The organism is Pseudomonas sp. B37(2017) (assembly GCF_002112885.1).
Taxonomy (GTDB): Bacteria; Pseudomonadota; Gammaproteobacteria; order Pseudomonadales; family Pseudomonadaceae; genus Aquipseudomonas; species Aquipseudomonas paraglycinae.
The window spans coordinates 1,090,576-1,108,719 of the sequence record NZ_NEIX01000001.1; the positions used below are offsets into that span (position 1 = coordinate 1,090,576).

13 protein-coding genes are annotated in these 18,144 nt (G+C 62.5%); 9 read left to right on the forward strand and 4 right to left on the reverse strand.

Annotated elements, in window-relative coordinates; genetic code table 11:
- Positions 1-130: 130 nt before the first annotated feature.
- From CAF90_RS04885 to CAF90_RS04895, 3 genes are all read left to right on the forward strand, one after another.
- Positions 131-757 (forward strand): AraC family transcriptional regulator, encoded by a 627-nt coding sequence (locus tag CAF90_RS04885; RefSeq protein WP_371915853.1) that lies wholly within the window; start codon positions 131-133, stop codon positions 755-757.
- Positions 758-772: 15 nt separating this feature from the next.
- Positions 773-1,294, forward strand: coding sequence for a hypothetical protein (locus tag CAF90_RS04890; protein ID WP_085604294.1), 522 nt, complete (start codon positions 773-775; stop codon positions 1,292-1,294).
- A gap of 131 nt (positions 1,295-1,425) precedes the next feature.
- Entirely contained in the window at positions 1,426-1,800 is a 375-nt protein-coding gene (locus CAF90_RS04895) for a response regulator transcription factor (protein WP_085604296.1), read from the forward strand.
- A 130-nt stretch (positions 1,801-1,930) separates the two neighbouring features.
- Here the strand turns inward: CAF90_RS04895 and CAF90_RS04900 are convergent, their stop codons facing one another.
- Positions 1,931-2,881 carry an MBL fold metallo-hydrolase gene (locus CAF90_RS04900; RefSeq protein WP_085604300.1) on the reverse strand — a complete coding sequence of 317 codons (951 nt, stop codon included), beginning with the start codon at positions 2,879-2,881 and terminating at the stop codon, positions 1,931-1,933.
- A 266-nt stretch (positions 2,882-3,147) separates the two neighbouring features.
- Between CAF90_RS04900 and CAF90_RS04905 the strand changes: the two genes are divergently transcribed.
- From CAF90_RS04905 to CAF90_RS04915, 3 genes are all read left to right on the forward strand, one after another.
- Positions 3,148-4,167 carry a GlxA family transcriptional regulator gene (locus tag CAF90_RS04905; RefSeq protein WP_085604305.1) on the forward strand — a complete coding sequence of 340 codons (1,020 nt, stop codon included), beginning with the start codon at positions 3,148-3,150 and terminating at the stop codon, positions 4,165-4,167.
- Between the two features lie 148 nt (positions 4,168-4,315).
- Positions 4,316-4,690 (forward strand): response regulator transcription factor, encoded by a 375-nt coding sequence (locus CAF90_RS04910; RefSeq protein ID WP_007955198.1) that lies wholly within the window; start codon positions 4,316-4,318, stop codon positions 4,688-4,690.
- A 223-nt stretch (positions 4,691-4,913) separates the two neighbouring features.
- Positions 4,914-6,116 (forward strand): NAD(P)/FAD-dependent oxidoreductase, encoded by a 1,203-nt coding sequence (locus CAF90_RS04915; protein ID WP_085604308.1) that lies wholly within the window; start codon positions 4,914-4,916, stop codon positions 6,114-6,116.
- Positions 6,117-6,200: 84 nt separating this feature from the next.
- On the opposite strand, the gene CAF90_RS04920 is transcribed toward CAF90_RS04915, so the two are convergent.
- The 3 genes from CAF90_RS04920 to CAF90_RS04930 all read right to left on the reverse strand — a co-directional run bounded on the left by CAF90_RS04920 (position 6,201) and on the right by CAF90_RS04930 (position 13,781).
- Positions 6,201-11,327, reverse strand: a complete 5,127-nt coding sequence (locus CAF90_RS04920) for an AAA family ATPase (RefSeq protein WP_085605162.1) — start codon at positions 11,325-11,327, stop codon at positions 6,201-6,203.
- Between the two features lie 236 nt (positions 11,328-11,563).
- On the reverse strand, positions 11,564-12,481 hold the full coding sequence (locus CAF90_RS04925; RefSeq protein ID WP_085604311.1) for a LysR family transcriptional regulator: 918 nt from the start codon (positions 12,479-12,481) through the stop codon (positions 11,564-11,566).
- 100 nt (positions 12,482-12,581) lie between these two features.
- The gene (locus CAF90_RS04930) at positions 12,582-13,781 is read right to left on the reverse strand and encodes an MFS transporter (protein WP_085604314.1); all 1,200 of its coding nucleotides are present in this window, start codon (positions 13,779-13,781) and stop codon (positions 12,582-12,584) included.
- Between the two features lie 308 nt (positions 13,782-14,089).
- Here CAF90_RS04930 and CAF90_RS04935 point away from each other — a divergent pair, with 308 nt between their 5' ends.
- The 3 genes from CAF90_RS04935 to CAF90_RS04945 are packed head-to-tail and all read left to right on the forward strand — an operon-like array spanning position 14,090 to position 18,053.
- Positions 14,090-15,349, forward strand: a complete 1,260-nt coding sequence (locus tag CAF90_RS04935; protein ID WP_085604317.1) for a cytochrome c — start codon at positions 14,090-14,092, stop codon at positions 15,347-15,349.
- Positions 15,346-15,819, forward strand: coding sequence for a (2Fe-2S)-binding protein (locus CAF90_RS04940; protein WP_085604320.1), 474 nt, complete (start codon positions 15,346-15,348; stop codon positions 15,817-15,819). The genes CAF90_RS04935 and CAF90_RS04940 overlap by 4 nt, the downstream gene beginning before the upstream one ends.
- Positions 15,816-18,053: a molybdopterin cofactor-binding domain-containing protein gene (locus CAF90_RS04945; RefSeq protein WP_085604323.1), complete on the forward strand. Its 2,238-nt coding sequence runs from the start codon at positions 15,816-15,818 to the stop codon at positions 18,051-18,053. The genes CAF90_RS04940 and CAF90_RS04945 overlap by 4 nt, the downstream gene beginning before the upstream one ends.
- Positions 18,054-18,144 lie beyond the last annotated feature (91 nt).

Genomic DNA, 18,144 nt, shown 5'->3' on the forward strand with positions numbered 1-18,144 from the left:
CGTCATACATCCCTGACGTCGCCCGGTGGCGATATGGAGATCCGCATTGCCTATCGAAAGTACAAACCCTGGCGCTGGACCCGAAACCCCGCAATCAGGCCGTACCGTTGTTTTCGTCGCGTACCCGCAAATGGGCCTGCTGGATCTGACCGGTGCCCAGACCGTGTTCTGGGCAGCGACCTGCCGACTGGCGCAACTCGGTTTGCCCGGTTATGCCTTGCACACCGCGAGCCTGCAAGGCGGGCCGGTGCGGACCGGCGAAGGCCTAGTGGTGCAAACCCAGCGGCTGGATGAGCTAAGCGACGAGCCGATCAATACGCTGATTGTTCCGGGCTCGGCGTCCATCCGCCAGGCCATGCTCGACAACGCGCCGCTGGTGGACTGGTTGCGCGTCACCTCAGCCACGGCCAGCCGTACGACGTCGGTGTGCAGCGGCGCTTTTTTCCTGGCCCAGGCTGGTTTGCTCGATGGTCTGCGCGTGGCGACACACTGGTTGATGGCTGACATGTTCGAGCGGCTGTACCCCAAGGTCGAACTGGATCGCGAAGCGATTTTCGTCCGCCAGGCCTCGGTGTGGACCTCCGCCGGTGTCAGCGCGGGGATCGATCTGGCGCTGGCGCTGGTCGAGGCCGACAACGGTCGCGATGTGGCCATGCAGGTCGCCCGGCGCATGGTTGTTTACTACCGGCGCCCGGACAACCAGGAGCAATGGAGTCCGCTGCTGCAATCACAACATTCAATCGCGCCCGAGCGCTAGCCGGAGACGGTGGTCATGAACGCACCGCACAAACTCTATCTTGTCAGTCACCCGCCCTGCGTCAGTCGCTATGGCACGCACACATCCTTGTCCACCGCTGAACGCGTGGAGATCATCGACGCGTTGACGCAGACTCTGGGCGCTACGCTGGGCATTCTGGCGCGACTCAGACACAGCCAGCAGACATTGCGCACCGTCAGCTTTTTGCCGGTGCAGACACTGTTGCGCAGATTGCTGAATGCCAATACCCGATACGCCGACTTCCTCGTCACCGGCATCACAGACCTGGGCGGCCATGCCCAGCGTGACGCGCTTTACCGTCTCAATGACGCTGCAGAGCTTTTGTGTTTCGCCGACTGCCTGAAAGGCATCGATCGCGCCCTGCGAACGCTACGGGCCGCCGACGCCTTGTTCCGTGACTGTCGCGCCAGCGCAATTGCCAACAACGACTACGCCAGCCGGCAACTTTTCGAGGCCTGCACTCGGCATAACGGTTATTTTCTTTCGTTAATCAACAACCACTTGTTTCCTGAATAATTGATTAACTGTCGCAACTAACAAAAAACCAACCAAACATACGCACGTATACTATTCCACAATTTTTGAAAGCGTATCTTGCAAGTATGGCGGGCGCTACAGCCACCCGCAAAAGACGCAAGGTTTACCCCATGTTCAACTCAGCTATTATTTCAGTTGTCGATGATGACGAACTTGTTCTGGTTTCACTGGACAGTTTGCTGCGGTCTTGCGGTTATACAGTCAAGACTTTCACCAGCGCTTTGGCATTTCTTGAATCCAGCGCGCCAGAGCAGACCGGGTGTCTGATTTCGGACATTCAGATGCCCGGCATGTGCGGGGTCGAAATGTACGAGGCACTGGCGGCCAGGAAGATCCACATTCCGACGATCTTCATCACCGGCAAGCCAGGCCTGCCCCCTGAATTCAGCACCCGTGTGAAGACGCCGCAAGGCTACTTCTCCAAACCCTTCCATACCGAAGCACTGCTGGCCTGCATCGAGCAGGCGCTGATGCGTGGACGTTGAGCCCCCAAAAAGAGCCGCGGCCCTGCCCGATCGATAAACCTCAAAACAAAAAAGGCCCCGCAAGTTCACCACTTGCGGGGCCTGATTTCTATCGAGCCCGGCCGAATGCAGCCGGGCCGCCGACAGCCGATCAGTAATCCCAGAACGCTGCGATCCAGCGGAACGCATCACCATCGACCGCCACTCGGCCCACCGACGGGAACGGCAGGTGGGTGGCGACAAACCACTCACCGCTCGCCGCCGCCTCGCGCATCAGGCGCACCCGAACACGCACCGACTCTTCAGGATCATGCTCGAAACCGTTGTGCCATTCCGGGTGCTCGAAGGCCACCGGAAACAAGGCGTCGCCGGCGAAGGTCAGGCGTTCGCCACCCGAGTTGACGTAGACAATGCTGTGCCCCGGCGTATGTCCACCCGTCAGCTTGACCACCACACCCGGCGCCACTTCGTATTCATCGTCGAAGGTGCGCACCTGGCGGCGGTAATCGTTGATGAACTGATTGGCCGTCGCGCGCAAAACGTCAGGCACCGGCGCCGGCATGACGGTCTGGGTGAAGTCCGGCGTCTCCCAGAACTCGACCTCTTTCGCCGACACGTGGATGCGCACGTCAGGACGCAGCCGGCTCTTCACTTCATCCACCAGCAGACCACCGACATGGTCCATGTGCATGTGGGTGATCACGATGTCGGTCACGGCTGCCAGATCGATTCCGGCCGCTTCCAGCCGTTTCGGCAGCTGGCCGGCCCGAGGGAAGCCGGGAAACTGCCCGCCCAGGCCCGCGTCGACCAGAATGATCTGCTCGCCGCTGCGCACCACCAGCACGTTGAGTGCCCAGTCGAACGCGTCCGGCCCCAGGAACATGTCCTTGAACCACGCGGCGCGAGCCTGCGGATCGGCATTGGTCGACATGGTCGAGGTCGGCAGCGGCAGCACGCCATCGCTGATCACCACCACGTCGATGTCGCCGACCTGCAGTGCGTAGCGCGAAGGCACCAGCTCCTGGGCCTGACCGAAGTTCGAGGTGAACGGCAGGCTGGTGGCTGTGCTGGTTTGTTGGGAGTGGTTCAGATAGGTAGACATGGTCGCTTTCCTTTTGGCTGAGTCAGGATTTCTCGGAGGAATGCCGCAAGAGCGAAATAGCGCTCCTTGAAATCGAGTGTGCATCGCGACCACGACGGCCAACACCATACGCGGGTATAGGGTTTTCGCCGGATTGAGCGAGTACGACCGGCGCTAAAGAGACTGTGCCCCATACCAATGTATATTCGCGCTCCTGTCCGCAAACGCGGACACTACGGCACACCGGATCGTCGAAAACTGGCGGTCACCCAGCCTTCAAAGCAGTCATGAACTCGATTCTTCTCCAACCCGACCCGCTCACCTGTTTGCTCGCGCAACCGCGCACCCTGGTGTTCCTGGCGTATCCGCAAATGGGCTTGCTGGACCTGACCGGCGCACAGACCGTGTTCTGGGCAGCGTCCAAAGCCAGGGCTGAACGCGGCTTGCCTGGCTACGCGATACACACCGCAAGTCTCGAAGGCGGATTGATCACTACTGCCGAAGGGCTGTCGGTCGACACCCTGCCCCTGCACACCTTTGACGAAACCGCGATCGATACGCTGATCGTGCCCGGTGCGCCGAACATCCGTCAGGCCATGCTCGACAATGTTGCACTGGTGGACTGGCTGCGCGCGGCGTCAGTCAACGCCAGACGCACCGCCTCGGTGTGCAGCGGCACTTTTCTGCTGGCCCAGGCCGGGCTGCTGGAAGGATTGCGCGCGACCACCCACTGGGGAATGTGCGACATGCTCAAGGGTGGTTTTCCAAGTGTCGATGTCGACCTTGATGCGATCTACATCCAGCAAGGCAAAGTCTGGACTTCCGCCGGGGTCACCACCGGAATCGACATGGCGCTGGCGCTGGTCGAGGCCGATTGCGGCCGTGCGGTCGCGTTGCAGGTGGCGCGGGAGCTGGTGGTTTTTCTCAAACGTCCCGGCGGTCAGGCGCAGTTCAGCCAGTTGCTGCAATCGCAGATCGACGACCGAGGCTGCTTCGACGAATTGCACCTGTGGATCAGCGAAAACCTCGGCGACACCCGCCTGAACGTTGAATCCCTGGCCCGCCAGGCGCAGATGAGTCCGCGCAATTTCGCGCGAGTTTACAAGCGCAAGGTCGGTCGCACGCCGGCCAAGGCGCTTGAGCTGTTTCGGCTGGAAGCCGCACGACGGATGCTCGAGGATTCTCAGCGCAACATCGACCAGATCGCTCTGCTGTGCGGGTTCGGCGACGAGGAACGCATGCGCGATACCTTCTACCGTCACCTCTCGGTCACGCCCCGGGAATACCGCAGCCGGTTCTCGCGCTGACGCCACACGCCGCAATGGCACCGGGCCCGCAGACATTCAAATACTGTCGCTATACACACGTATAAGTACGCCGCCGGACCGAGCGGCGTATGGTGCGGAAATGGCGGGCGTCCTTGACGGGCTACCCGAGATCAGCCCTGGTAAAGCAATGTCCCACACCGCTGTTGTTTCGGTTGTCGATGATGATGAATCCGTGCGCATGGCGCTGGACAGCCTGTTGCGTTCGCACGGCTACACCGTGCAGTTGTACCCGAACGCGGAGGCTTTTCTGGCGATGACTGCACCGCCCCGCCCCGGCTGCATCATCTCGGACATCCAGATGCCCGGTCTGTCGGGCATCCAGATGTACGACGCGCTGTGCGCCCGAGGCATCCGCATCCCGATCATTTTCATCACTGGCTATCAAGGGCCACCGCCTCAGGTCGACGCAGCATTCCCCGAGCCGCTTGCCTACTTCCCCAAGCCTTTTCCTTGCGGCGAACTCATCACCTGCATCGAAAGTGCGTTCAATCGGCCCGTTTGACCGCCCTCTACCTATACCTGTGTATACCCCACCTCACACCTAAGCATGTCGACACTGACCCTATGTAGAAGTGTCTCGCCGTGCCTTCCCCGATAGCATCTTCTCCAGCGAATCGAACCGGTTCTGCGGTTGTTCACAACAACCATTTTCGTACAGACCGGGAGACGGTCACGCGTGAACAGACAAGCCGTTCAACGATCAGAATTTCCTCAGGAGTCATCCGATGAAACAGCACATTTTAGTGATAGGCGCAGGGTTTGGTGGAGTCTGGAGCGCCTTGAGCGCCGCACGTCTGCTGGACCAGCATGATCGTAACGACGTGCAGATCACCGTCCTCGCGCCCCAGGCAGAACTGCGCATCCGCCCGCGTTTCTACGAGCCGGATGTCCACAACATGAAGGCGCCGCTGGGTGAACTGTTCGATGCGGTCGGCGTGAAATTCGTCAAAGGCATCGCCGACAGCATCGACACCGCCAGCAAGCAAGTGACCTACAGCGATGCCTTCGGCACGCAAGGTACGCTGAGCTACGACCGACTGGTACTGGCCGCCGGCAGTCGCGTGATTCGCCCACCGCTCAAGGGCATGATCGAACACGCCTTCGACGTCGATCAGATCGAAGAGGCCGCCCGCCTCGAAGCCCATATCAAGTCCTTGAAGAACCTGCCACCGAGCGCTGCGCGAAATACCGTGGTGGTCGCCGGTGGCGGTTTTACCGGGATCGAAACCGCCACCGAAATGCCGGCCCGCCTGCGTGCCGCACTGGGTGACGATGCGCAGATCAAGGTCATCGTGGTGGATCGCGCGCCGCAAATCGCCGCGACCATGGGTGACGGCATTCGCCCGTCCATTGTCGAAGCGTCCAAAGAATTGGGCATCGAATGGGTACTCGACGCTTCGGTCGCCTCGGTCGATGCCGGCGGCGTGACCCTGGCCGACGGCAAACGGATCGAGTCCAACACCGTAGTCTGGACTGTTGGTTTCCGCGCCAGCCCGCTCACCGAACAGGTGCCTGGCAGCCGTGATCCGCAAGGTCGTCTGCATGTCGACGGCAACCTGAAAGTGCTGGGACACGTGGATGTCTTCGCCGCCGGCGATGTGGCTTATGCCGCCACGGATGACCTCGGAAACTACGCTGCAATGTCCTGCCAGCACGCCATTTGCCTGGGCCGTTATGCCGGCAACAATGTAGCGGCTGACCTGATCGGCGTCGCACCGATGACCTACAGCCAGCCCAAGTACGTGACCTGCCTTGATCTCGGCGCCTGGGGCGCGGTGTTCACCGAAGGCTGGGACCGCCAATTGAAACTGGTCGGGCAAGAAGCCAAAGACCTCAAGACCCAGATCAACACCGTATGGATTTACCCACCGGCCGCCGATCGTGCAACCGCACTGGCCGCTGCCGACCCGTTGATTCCGGTGGCCTGATCCCCCGACGCTCCACGATCACTCTACTGCTGCGCACTCCCAGGCGCCCGCCACGGTTATTTTGGCGGGCGCCTTTTTTTGTGATTACGGAAGCAGTACGGCATCGGCCGGCAGAACAAACTGGACGATCGCACCGCACGGCTGATTGGCCTCGATCCACAATTGGCCGCCATGGGTCTCGATGATCGAGCGGCAAATCGACAGCCCCATGCCCAGCCCCGTGGGTTTGGTGGTGTAGAACGGCGTGAACAACTGCCCGATCGAATGCGCGCCGAAACCCGGTCCCGAATCGCTGACACAAACCCACACCTGCCCCGCTTCATTGGTCTGCGTGCAGATACGCAGCACTCCCTTGATGACGCCTGCACCGCTCATGGCTTCCAGCGCGTTCATCACCAGGTTGAGCACCACTTGTTGCAGCTCGACCCGGTCGCCATCAACTCGTGGCAAACCGGACGCCATCTGCGCCTCCACCAGCACTCCACCCTTCTGCGCCTGACTCTGGGTGATCTCGATGACCTCGCCAATCACCTCGTTGAAGTTGACCGGCTCCTTCGGCTGAGGGGCCTTGCGAATCAGCCCGCGAATGCGATCCAGCACCTCACTGCCCCGATGGGCATCCTTGACGATGCGCTCCAGGCACAGGCGAGTCTCTTCAAGGTTAGGTGGCGCGGCACCCGACCAGCGCAAGGCAGCCTGGGCGCTGGCCAGTGTCGAGGCCAGCGGCTGGCTGACTTCATGAGCAATCGAGGCCGCGAGCTGCCCCATCGTCGCAACGCGGCAGGCATGGGCCAGCTCGGCCTGTATCTCGCGATAACGCTGCTCGCTCTCGCGGCTTTTGACCTCGCGCTCGGCGACATCGCGGTACAGGCGCGCATTGACCAGCGAGATCGCCGCTTGAGAAGCGACCAGCCTGAGCGCAGCGATTCGTGCAGGGCTGAATACCCGTGACGTCAGGTTGTTTTCCAGGTACAGCGCGCCGATCAGCTTCGCCTGATTGAGCAACGGCAGGCACAGTACCGAGCGCGCGCGATGCTGGCGAACGTACGGATCGGCAGCGAACGATGGTTCGCCCAAAGCATCATCCAGCACCAGATTTTCCTGGGTGCGCAGCACGTGGTTCAGGACCGACTCCGGCAGCAGCTTCGTCGCCACCGGCGCATCGTGCAGATCCAAGTGAGTGGTGTCATCGCGGGTAGTTGCCTCGGCGACGATCCGCTGCTCGCCCTGCTCCGTCAGGATCAGCACGCCGCGCTGTGCGCCGGCCTGTTCAATCGCCGTGCGCATGATCATGTCGATCAGCTTTTCGAGGACGATTTCACTGGAGGCCGCTTGCGACACCTTCAGCACGGTGGCCAAGTCCAGATGCTCGACCGGTGTCGCGACGGTACTGGTGGGACCGGGCAGCGGTTTTTCGACCCGCAGAAACGGGTGCTCGGCCTCCAGTTGTCGAACCTTGCCCTCGGCACCCCAGCGCTGGTAGCCGTAGCGGGCATCCTGCAGATAGACCCGGGCAATCTTTTGCAACCCACGGTGTTGATAGAAGCGCGCGGCGAGCTCGTTGGCCAATGCTTCGATCTGCAGGAAGCCGCTGCGCTGCGCCAGTTCGATCGCCTGCTCGTAGCCATGTTCGGCCTCCAGCAATCGACCTTCAAGGCGAGCGATTTCACCCGCCAGCAACGCGGCGTGGCTGGCGAAATTATCCGGGCAGAGTTCGGCCCAGACCTGCAGTTGCCGGTATTGTGCGGTAATGACCTCGAGTTGCTCGTGCCGCTCTCCGGCAGGCTTGGCGCTGCACAGGGCGGCGAAGGTCAAGGCCTGATAGAAGCAATATTCGGCCTCCTCGAGGAACGAGTGCGATGAGCGAAGCAATTGTCGAGCGGCCACGCCGGCCTCTGCTGCTGCCTCGTACTGACCGGCGAAATAGCAGGCCTGCAACGTGCGAATCCAGTGCCAGCAAATCGCGACCAGCGAGGTCTGGTGATCCTCGGGGTGGCGCTCGGAAAACGCTCCCGGGCCGATATCGCCGAAGATTGGCGTCTGGCCCCGAAGCATCCGGATAAACGCCAACTGGGTTTCGATGAAATCGATGACCACGCCGAAGCCGATTTTTCTGGCGTACGCCAGCCCGCGTTCAGCCTCCTCCTGCAACCCGGCCAAAGGCTCGCCAGTGGCCAGCAGGTTGGAAACCCGGCTGTTGCCGGTAAACGCGGCAATCGGCAGATCGCCGGTGCGGTTCGCCACTTCAAATATTTGGGCCAAAGGTTCAAGGCACGTGCGTATCGGTTGAGCCCAGCGCTTGGCAAACAGCCAGAACGCCAGTTGCGTACGTGCCTTGTAGCGTTCCAGATCGCGCCGTTCGACCAGCCGGCAGCCCAGCTCCGCGAACGCCAGACCGGCCGGATAGTCCGCGAACCGTCGTCCGGCGATCCGGGAGACGTTGGCATAGGCCACGCACGAGGCGTCGCTGTTGCCGTATTCGATGCTCAGGTTGATCGCCCGGCACATGGCCAGGCCCGGAAGATTGCCGTCCATGTGGACCGCCGTGACGATCAGCTTGGTCAGTGCTTCAAGGGTGGCGAGTGCGATTTCATCCACCATGGGCGGCAGGTCGATCAGTGCCTCGATGGGGCGCTCGCCCAGCCGTTGCCCGATCCGCTGATATTCGTCACGCACCTCGTCGTCATCGGGATGAGGCGACCACTCGATCCCCAGATAACGCAGGAAAGCCAGGCAGACCGTCACCGCGTTGTCGCTCTGGTTCAGAATCAGGTAGAGATCCGCTTGCAGGCAGGCGACCCGGGTGCGTTCGATCAAGGACTCTGCACGGCGTGACAATTGCCGCAGACGGGCTTCGGCTGCCCCTAATTGCCGGGTGAGGAATTCGCACAAGGCCCGGCCGGACTCCAGCGCAAACATCAATTCACGCTGATGCTCCCAGCCGTCCTCATCCAGCAGCGCTGCGCCCTGGGCAAAATACGTCAGCGCCGAAGCGTAGGCCGTCGACGCTCTGGCCCGCTCGCCCGCCAGCAGGTTCAACTGCGCGAGGTGTTCGCGCTCCTGTTGTCGGTCCATCAGCACGGCGCCACGATTGAGCTGGCCGACCATCTCGAAAATCTTTTCTGCATGCTTGTCTGCCGGCGTCTTCTCCACCAGCAAACGCCCGATCCGCAGGTGATGCTGCGCACGGGAAGCCTCATCAACCAGCAGATACGCGGCTTCCCGGACCCGGTCGTGAACGAAGCCATAGACGCTGTCCTGACGCGTGATCAACTCGTGACGAACCGCCGGCCACAACACCCCGTGAACCTGCGCGTCAGGCAGGCCCAGAACGGTAGCCAGTGAAGCGACATCCGCGACGTTGCCCAGGCAGGCCATCTGCTGCAACGCCTGCTGCGTTTCAGCGGGCAACCGCGCCAGTTTGTCGAGCATCAGATCGACCACATTGTCGGTGTAGCCCTTGGCATGAATGCGTTGTGCGTCCCAGACCCACTGCCTGCTGTCATGGTCGAAGGTCAGCAGATCCTGTTCGACGAGGGTTTGCAGAAACTGAATGACGAAGAAAGGATTGCCCGCGGTCTTGTCCAGAATCAGTTGTGCGAGCGGCGCGATGTACGACGGCTCGGAACGCGACGACTCGGCGACCAATTGCGCGATATGCGATCCGGCCAGCGGCAACAAAGTTATCTCCTGCACCCGGCCGCCCGCTGCTTTGATGGCGCTCAACCGGGTGGTCAATGGGTGCGAGGCATCCACCTCGTTGCTGCGGTAAGCGCCGATCAGCATCAAGTGCTGCAAGTCGGAACGGGTCAGCAGTTCCTCCAGCCAATTGAGCGTCGCCACGTCCAGCCACTGCAAGTCGTCGAGAAACAGCACCAGTGGATGTTCGGCGCGGGCAAACACGCCGATGAACCGTCGCAATACCCGCAAGAACCGGCGTTGCGCCTGTGGCGGTTCCAGATCCGCCACAGGCGACGTATCGCCGATGATCAGTTTCAGTTCCGGGATCAGGTCCGTCACCAACCGCGCCTCGGCGCCCAGCGCTTGCTGCAGCGCATTGCGCCAGCCGGCCATCTGCAAATCGCTCTGGCCCAGAAGCGTGCGCACCAGTCCCTGAAACGCCTGGGCCAGGGTCGAATAAGGCACGTCGCGTTTGTACTGATCGAATTTGCCGCTGGCGAAAAATCCGCGCACCGGCACCAGGGTTTGATGCAGCTCGTGGACCACCGAGGATTTACCGATGCCCGAATAGCCGGAAACCAGCACCAGCTCCGGTCGGCGGCTGACGGCGATCCGTTCGAATGCGGCGATCAGCGTCTGGACTTCAGCCTCTCGGCCGTAGAGTTTTTCGGGGATCAGCAAACGGTCGCATGTCCCCTGCTCGTCCAGCGCAAACTCATCCACGTGCTGCTGATGCCAGCCTGCCAGACAACGGCGCAGATCCTGCTCGACGCCAAGCGCAGACTGATAGCGCTCCTCGGCAGTCTTGGCCAGCAGTTTCATGACGATTCGAGACAGCACCTCCGGCACCGTCGCTACGCGCGCACTCGGCGGCATTGGCATGCGCGCGATATGGCAATGCAGCCATTCCATGGGGTCGGCGGCGCTGAACGGCAACGACCCGGTGAGCATTTGATAGAGCGTGACGCCGAACGCATAGAGGTCGCTGCGCGAATCCACCGAGCGGTTCATCCGGCCCGTCTGTTCCGGAGCCATATAGGCCAGGGTCCCGGACAACGTCTCGGGTGGTTCAGCGGCGTGGCGTTCGCGAGGCAGGCGCGATGCAAGGCCAAAACCGGTGAGTCGCGCGTGCCCGTCGGGGCAATTCACCAGAAGGTGAGCGGGCTTGATGTCTTTGTGAATCAGACCGCGCCGATGCAACTTGCCCAGCGCCACCGCGATGCTGATGGCCAACGGCAGAAACGTCGCAACGTCCAGGGGAGCCGTCAGCAAACGGGCCAGCGGCACACCACCCGGGTCTTCGAGCACCAGTTGCACGCGGCCATCGTCCTGCAACAGCTCCAGGGGGCACGCCGCCCAGTCGCCCTCCAATTGGTCTCTCAGGGAAAATTCATGGGCAAGACGCTCGACGCTGGCGCCCGATGGTTGCTCCGCAGCGAGCGAGGCGATCAGGACATCAACCTCGCGACCGCCAGAAGCACGTCTGGCCCGGTGGAGAATGCGTTCTCCGTCGTCCCACAGAATCTGCATGCCTTCATTCATCGCCGTCGCAGCCGTTGGTAATCGCTGGATCATGGGGCACCGTTACCTGTATGCCGTTCGGCACCATTGCTAACCGTAGCTGAGAGAAATGCAGGGGGAAAAACCAACGAAAATCTTTGCAGTAAAACCGACACGCGGCAATCAAACGAAGGTGTTAAGGGAATGGAGCACTGCCGGCGGGAGAACCCTGACCCACCAATAGCGCAGCGTCAGCAAACGGCAATCTAGCGTTGACTCGATGGATCCGTCGCCAGAATTTCCGCCAGAAAATCAATGAACACATTGATACGACTGGAGCCCCGGTGATTGGGCAGATACAACGCATTGATGCAGCAGCTCGCATTGCCGGGGTTGACTTCATACCCCTCCAGCAGCCGCGTCAACCGACCCGCCTCGACATCGGCGCGCACCAGCCAGTCGGCCAGCAGGGCCACCCCGCGCCCCGCCACCGCGGCTTCGCGCAGGATGTCGGCGTTGTTGCTTTGCAGGCGGCCATGCACATTGAGCTGGATGGTTTCCTCATCGCCCTGGAACGTCCAGTGCTGGTGCGAACCAGCGTAGTCGAAGCGCAGGCATTGATGCTCAAGCAAGTCACGTGGATGCGCCGGCACAGCGTGACCGCTCAGGTAATCCGGACTCGCCACCACCCAGCGCTGGAAGCCGCCCACCCGCTTGCTGACGATATCGTCACTGACCACCGACGATCCCAGTCGCACCGAGACATCGATCTGCTCGCTCAGCAGATCGCTGACCTGATCGCTCAACGACACACTGATTTCAAGCCCCGGATGGCGGTCGAGCAATACCCCCAGTTGCGGTGCAATGATCTGTCGGCCGAACTCCACCGGCACACTGATGCGCAGGCGTCCCTGCGCATCGCTGCCACGGTCGGCGACCACCGCGTCGGCCTCATCGATGGCATCGAGAATGGCCACCGCTTTCTCGAAATAGGTTTGGCCGGCGACCGTCACGCTGGTGTTGCGTGTCGTGCGATTGAGCAGGCTGGCGCCCAATTCGTTTTCCAGCCCGGCCACCTGGCGTGTCACCGAAGAGGTGGAGATGCCGAGTTTGCGCGCCGCCGAGGAATAACCACCGCAACGGACGGTTTCAACGAACATCTTCAGTGCCAGCAACTTGTCCATAAGTGGAGCCCGATCGAAAGGAAACGGTGATGATTGTGCATCACCGTTCGCCAATCGTCTTGTAGGACCGTGCTTCATCGGACTCAGCGGTGCCTGCGGTTCAGGCATCGGCCTTGCGGCTCAGGAACAGCGCCAGAGCCAGCGCCGGCAGCAACGCCACGGATACGGCGGACAGGTTCCAGCCAAAATGCTCGTAAAGCGGACTGGCAACCAACGATCCCAGCGCGCCGCCGACGAAGATGCTGGTCATGTACACGGCATTCAGGCGTGCGCGGCTGTGCGGGTCGATGGCGTACACCTCGCGCTGGCCCAGCACCATGTTCAGTTGCACGGCGAAGTCCAGCAGCACCGCGCAAATCACCAGCCAGACATAGCTGCTGCCCGGCAGCGCGGCGATCAGCAACGAGGCTGGCGCCAGCAACAGTGCAACGAGCGTCCCGCGCCGACCGTGCCCGGCATCGGCCAGCCGCCCGGCAATCGGCGCTGCGACCGCGCCGACAGCGCCAACCAGGGCAAAAATCGCCACCTGTGCCTGACTGAAACCGTGGTGCCGCATCAGCTCGATCGGTGCGAGGGTCCAGAACAGGCTGAAGCTGGCGAACAGCAAGCCCTGATACAGCGAACGCTGGCGCAGAACCGCGTGCCGACGGGCCAGCGCAAACACCGAGCCGATCAGCGCCACGTACGTCGCCTGATGGCTCGGAACGCGGCGCGGCAAGGCGATCGCCGTGATCAGTGCGATGACGGCCATCAGTGCCGCCGCGCTGAAAAACACACCGCGCCAGCCGAACACTTCCACCAGCAGACTCGACAGTGGCCGCGACAGCAGAATGCCCAGCAACAGGCCACTCATGATGTTGCCCACCACCCGGCCACGGGTCGCCTCGGGCGCCAGATGCGCGGCCAACGGCACCAGAATCTGCACCGCCACCGAAGTCAGGCCGATCAGCAACGACAGGACAAGGAACATCGACGGCGAGTGCGTCAGACCGGCGCACAACAGGGTCACGCTCGCCGCCAGGGTAAAGCCCACCACCAGCCGGCGGTTTTCCATCAGGTCGGCCAGCGGCACCAGCAACAGCAGGCCCAATGCATAACCGAACTGCGTGAGTGAAACGATCAGACTGGCATTGGCGCTGGACAGGCCGATCTGCGGCGCGATCAGTTCGACGATCGGCTGAGCGTAATAAAGGTTGGCCACGACCGCGCCGCAGCAGAATGCCAGGAACGCGACCATCAGGCCGGAAAGAGAAGCGGATGGTTCGGCCTTGGCCGCCGCTGCCGGATTGCCCGTAAGCATGATGACACCTCAATGAGTTGGGAAAGTGACGCCAAGGCTAAGGGTCGCGCAGGCCTTCGAGTATCCATCCCAAAGGCAATTGAGTGATGCGCCAAATGCAACGACCCTCGGCGTTGCACTTGGCGCAACGTGCTATTGCGCGGTCTGGCAATACTCGGACGTTTGCACCTTCTCTACCCTTGGGCACCTGGCGCAGGGCTTTGCATCGGCGCCCTTCCCCGGTCGTTCAAGGAGTTGTCGAAGATGCCGAATCCGTCCCTCACGCCCACCGCGTGCCTCTTGGGCCAACGCTCATGAACGGCCATTTCATGAGATCCAGAGCGCTGTGGGTCAGCGCGGCAGCCCTCGCGTCGATCGGCGCAATCGCTGCCCTGGCGCTGATGTGGCGGCCGGCAATTGCGCCGGTCGAACGCCCGCAAACCTTCGACTCCGTACAACTGCAACGCGGCGCGCGCATCGTCGAGGCTGGCGACTGTGCGGTGTGTCACACGCGTCCCGGCGGCCAATACCTGGCCGGTGGACTGCCGCTGGTGACGCCGTTCGGCACCCTCTACAGCACCAACATCACTCCGGATCCACAGACCGGCATCGGCCAATGGTCGCTGCCGGCCTTCGAGCGGGCGATGCGTGAAGGGATCTCCCGCGACGGCCACTTCCTGTACCCGGCCTTCCCCTACGTTCATTACCGACGCATGAGCCAGGACGACATCGCCGACGCCTATGCGTACCTGATGAGCGGCCCCGCCGTGGACTCGCCGCCACAACAGAACCGCATGAACTTCCCGATGAACATCCGGCCACTGGTGTCGTTCTGGAACCTGCTGTTCCTGCACGGAAAGCCGCTGACGCCACTGGCGGAGCAATCGCAGACGTGGAATCGCGGGCGTTACCTGGTCGAAGGTCCGGGTCACTGCGCGGGCTGTCATTCGCCGTTGAACCTGATCGGCGCCGAGAAGTCCGGCGAAAACCTGGCCGGCGGCAGCGTCGATGGCTGGGACGCGCCGTCACTGCTGGGCATGGCGCACCGGGCAAACCCGTGGAGCAGCGAGCAACTGGTGAGTTACCTGCGGGCCGAAGTGGTCGACGGACACGGCACGGCAGCGGGCCCGATGCGCCCGGTCAGTCTCGGTCTGGCGCGCTTGCCCGTGGAAGATGCTCAGGCGATTACCGAATACCTGCTGAGTCTGCCGGCGAAAACCGCGATCAACGAAATTCCGAGCGCCAGCGCTGAACCTGCGGATCGATCCACTGGCGCGCTGCTGTTCGCCAGTGCCTGCGCCGGCTGCCATGCCCAAGGCGCGCCGATGCGTGAAATCGACGGACGCCCGGCACTGGATCGCACCTCGGCGCTGCAGTCCGCCAGCCCGCGCAACTTTGTGAAAACCGTACTCGAAGGCATCCCGGCAGAACCCGGCCAACCGGGTCCGGTGATGCCCTCGTTCGCCGCCAGCCTCGGCAACGCTCAACTCGACGCCCTGGCCGTCTACCTGCGCCATCAGGCCAGCCCCGACAAACCCTGGACCGACCTTCCTGCCACCCTCCAAGCGCTACGTCAGGAGACGAAATGACTCAGATCACCCTCAACGTCAACGGATCTTCCCGGGCTCTCGAGCTGGAACCCGACATGCCGCTGCTCTATGCGCTGCGCAATCACCTGGGCCTCAACGGCGCCAAGTACGGGTGTGGTCTGGGCCAATGCGGTGCCTGCACCGTCATCGTCGATGACCAACCGGTGTTTTCCTGCCTGACACCCTGCGCCGGCCTTGAAGGCAAAAAGGTTCGGACGGTCGAGAGTCTGGGAACCGCCGAACGCCCCGGCTCCCTGCAGCAAGCGTTCATCGACAAACAGGCCGCTCAATGCGGTTACTGCATCGCCGGCATGTTGATGCGTGCGCAGTCACTGCTCGAAAGCAATCCGCATCCCGACGAACAGACCATTCGCGAACACATGGCAGGCAACCTGTGCCGCTGCGGCACGCATTTGCGCATCATCGAGGCGATCAACCTTGTCGCCCGGCAAAACGGGAGTGCGCAATGACGACGATCAACGAGGTCGATCACAGTCGCCGCGCGTTCCTGCGCGGGGGCGCGCTGCTGGTGGCGTTTGCTTTGGTACCGGTCTCGCGCCGCGCCCTAGCTGACACCGAAGTCGATACCCTCGGTACGGTCGTGCTGGCGCCGGACCTGCCCGGCAGCCTGCGCACCAACCCCTGGCTCGATGCGTGGATCCGCGTCGGCCCCGACGGCATCACCGTCTACACCGGCAAGGTCGAACTGGGCACCGGGGTCAAAACCGCGTTACTGCAAATTGCCGCTGAACGGCTGGAGGTCGCCCCCACAGCGATCAACCTGCTCACCGCCGACACCGCACTGACGCCCAACGAAGGCTACACCGCCGGCAGCCACACGATTTTCGACAGCGGCACCGCGCTGTTCAACGCGGCGGCACAAGTGCGCGAGATGCTGCTCGAATCGGCCGGGCGCAGCTGGAACGTTGCGCCGGCACTGCTGACGACTCGCGACGGCATCATTCTCGGCCCGACCGGGCAACGCATGTCCTACGCCGACGCCGTGCAGGATGTGGATCTGCACCACTACGCAAAATCCGCATCGCCCTCGATGCCGCCGGCGTCATTCAAGCTCATCGGCCATTCGCTGCCACGCCTGGATATCCCGGGCAAAGTCAGCGGCGGCGCGGCGTTCGTGCAAGACATTCGCCTGCCGGGCATGCTCCACGCCCGGGTCATCCGCCCGCCGCGCCCCGGCTGCACGCTGGAAGCCATCGATATTGAATCGATCAAGAAGCTGTCCGGGGTGGTGCAGGTGATTCGCGACGGCAATTATCTGGCCGTGGTAGCGCGGGACGAATGGCAAGCGATCAAAGCCATGCGTCATGGATACGCCTCGGCGCGCTGGAACGGCGGACAGGCGATTCCCGAATCGCGCGACATCCACACCTTGCTCAAACGCCTGCCTTCACGGCGTTATCCGATCAGCCATGAAGGCACCCCACAAGGCGCGACCGACAACGAATATCGCGCCCGGGTGACCAAGCAATACCTGATGCACGGTTCGATCGGTCCGTCCTGCGCCGTGGCCTGGTTCAAGGACGGCACCCTCACCGTCTGGACCCACACCCAGGGCGTATATCCGCTGCGCGCCGGCATCGCCGAGATGCTGCGGCTACCACCCGAGCGCGTGCGCTGCATCCACACCGAAGGCTCCGGCTGTTACGGCCACAACGGCGCGGACGATGCAGCAGCCGACGCGGCGTTGATTGCCATGCGCGTGCCGGGCACGCCGGTGCGGGTGCAATGGATGCGCGAGCAGGAAAACCTCTGGGAGCCGTACAGCTCGGCGATGGTCACCGAGGTGCAAGCCAACCTTGACGCACAGAGTCGGCTGCAGGACTGGAACTATGAGCTGTGGACCACGCCGCACAACGAACGCATCGTCAACGCCGGGCGCTTGCTGCCTGCACGCCTGCTGGCCCGGCCGTTCGCTTCCGCACCGTCGGTGCCGATCGCCCAGCCTGAAGGCGATGGCGATCGTAACGCGGTGCCGCTGTACACCGTGGCCTCCTCGCGGATCGACATGAACTTCGTCACCGAGATGCCATTCCGCACCTCAGCCTTGCGCTCGCTCGGCGCACACATCAACGTCTTCGCCATCGAAGCCTGTATTGACGAGCTGGCCGCCAAGGCCGCAGTCGATCCGGTTGCCCTGCGCCTGGCACACCTGACCGATCCTCGGGCACGGGCTGTTGTGGAACGGGTGCGCGATGCCGTCGGCTGGCCGCAAAAAAGCAGTGAACCCGGCGCAGGCCTTGGCTTCGCCTTCGCGCGCTACAAAAACATCATGGGCTACTGCGCCATTGCCGTGCGTCTGCGGGTGCATCCGCAAACCGGCGAAGTGCAGATCGATCACGTCGTCACGGCGGTCGACGTGGGACAGATCGTCAGTCCCGATGGCCTGCGTAACCAGGTCGAGGGCGGGATCGTGCAATCCACCAGCTGGACGCTGTATGAAAAAGTCGCCTATGACGCCGGCGGCATCCGCAGCTACGACTGGAGCGGTTACCCGATCCTGCGCTTCTCGCAAGTACCCAAAAAGGTCGACGTTCACCTGCTCGACCAGCCGGGGCAACCGTTTCTGGGAGCCGCCGAAATCGTCCAGGGCCCCATGGCCGCCGCCATCGGCAATGCCGTGGCGAATGCCACCGGACGGCGCTGGCTGAACCTGCCCCTGACCCGCTCGCAACAGCCTTCCTGAACCGCGCCACGTTGCATTTCACGCAATGCAGCGTGGCGTCGTGTGTGGATTATCAAGCACCGGACAGCCGCTTAACGTAGGGCCATCCGGT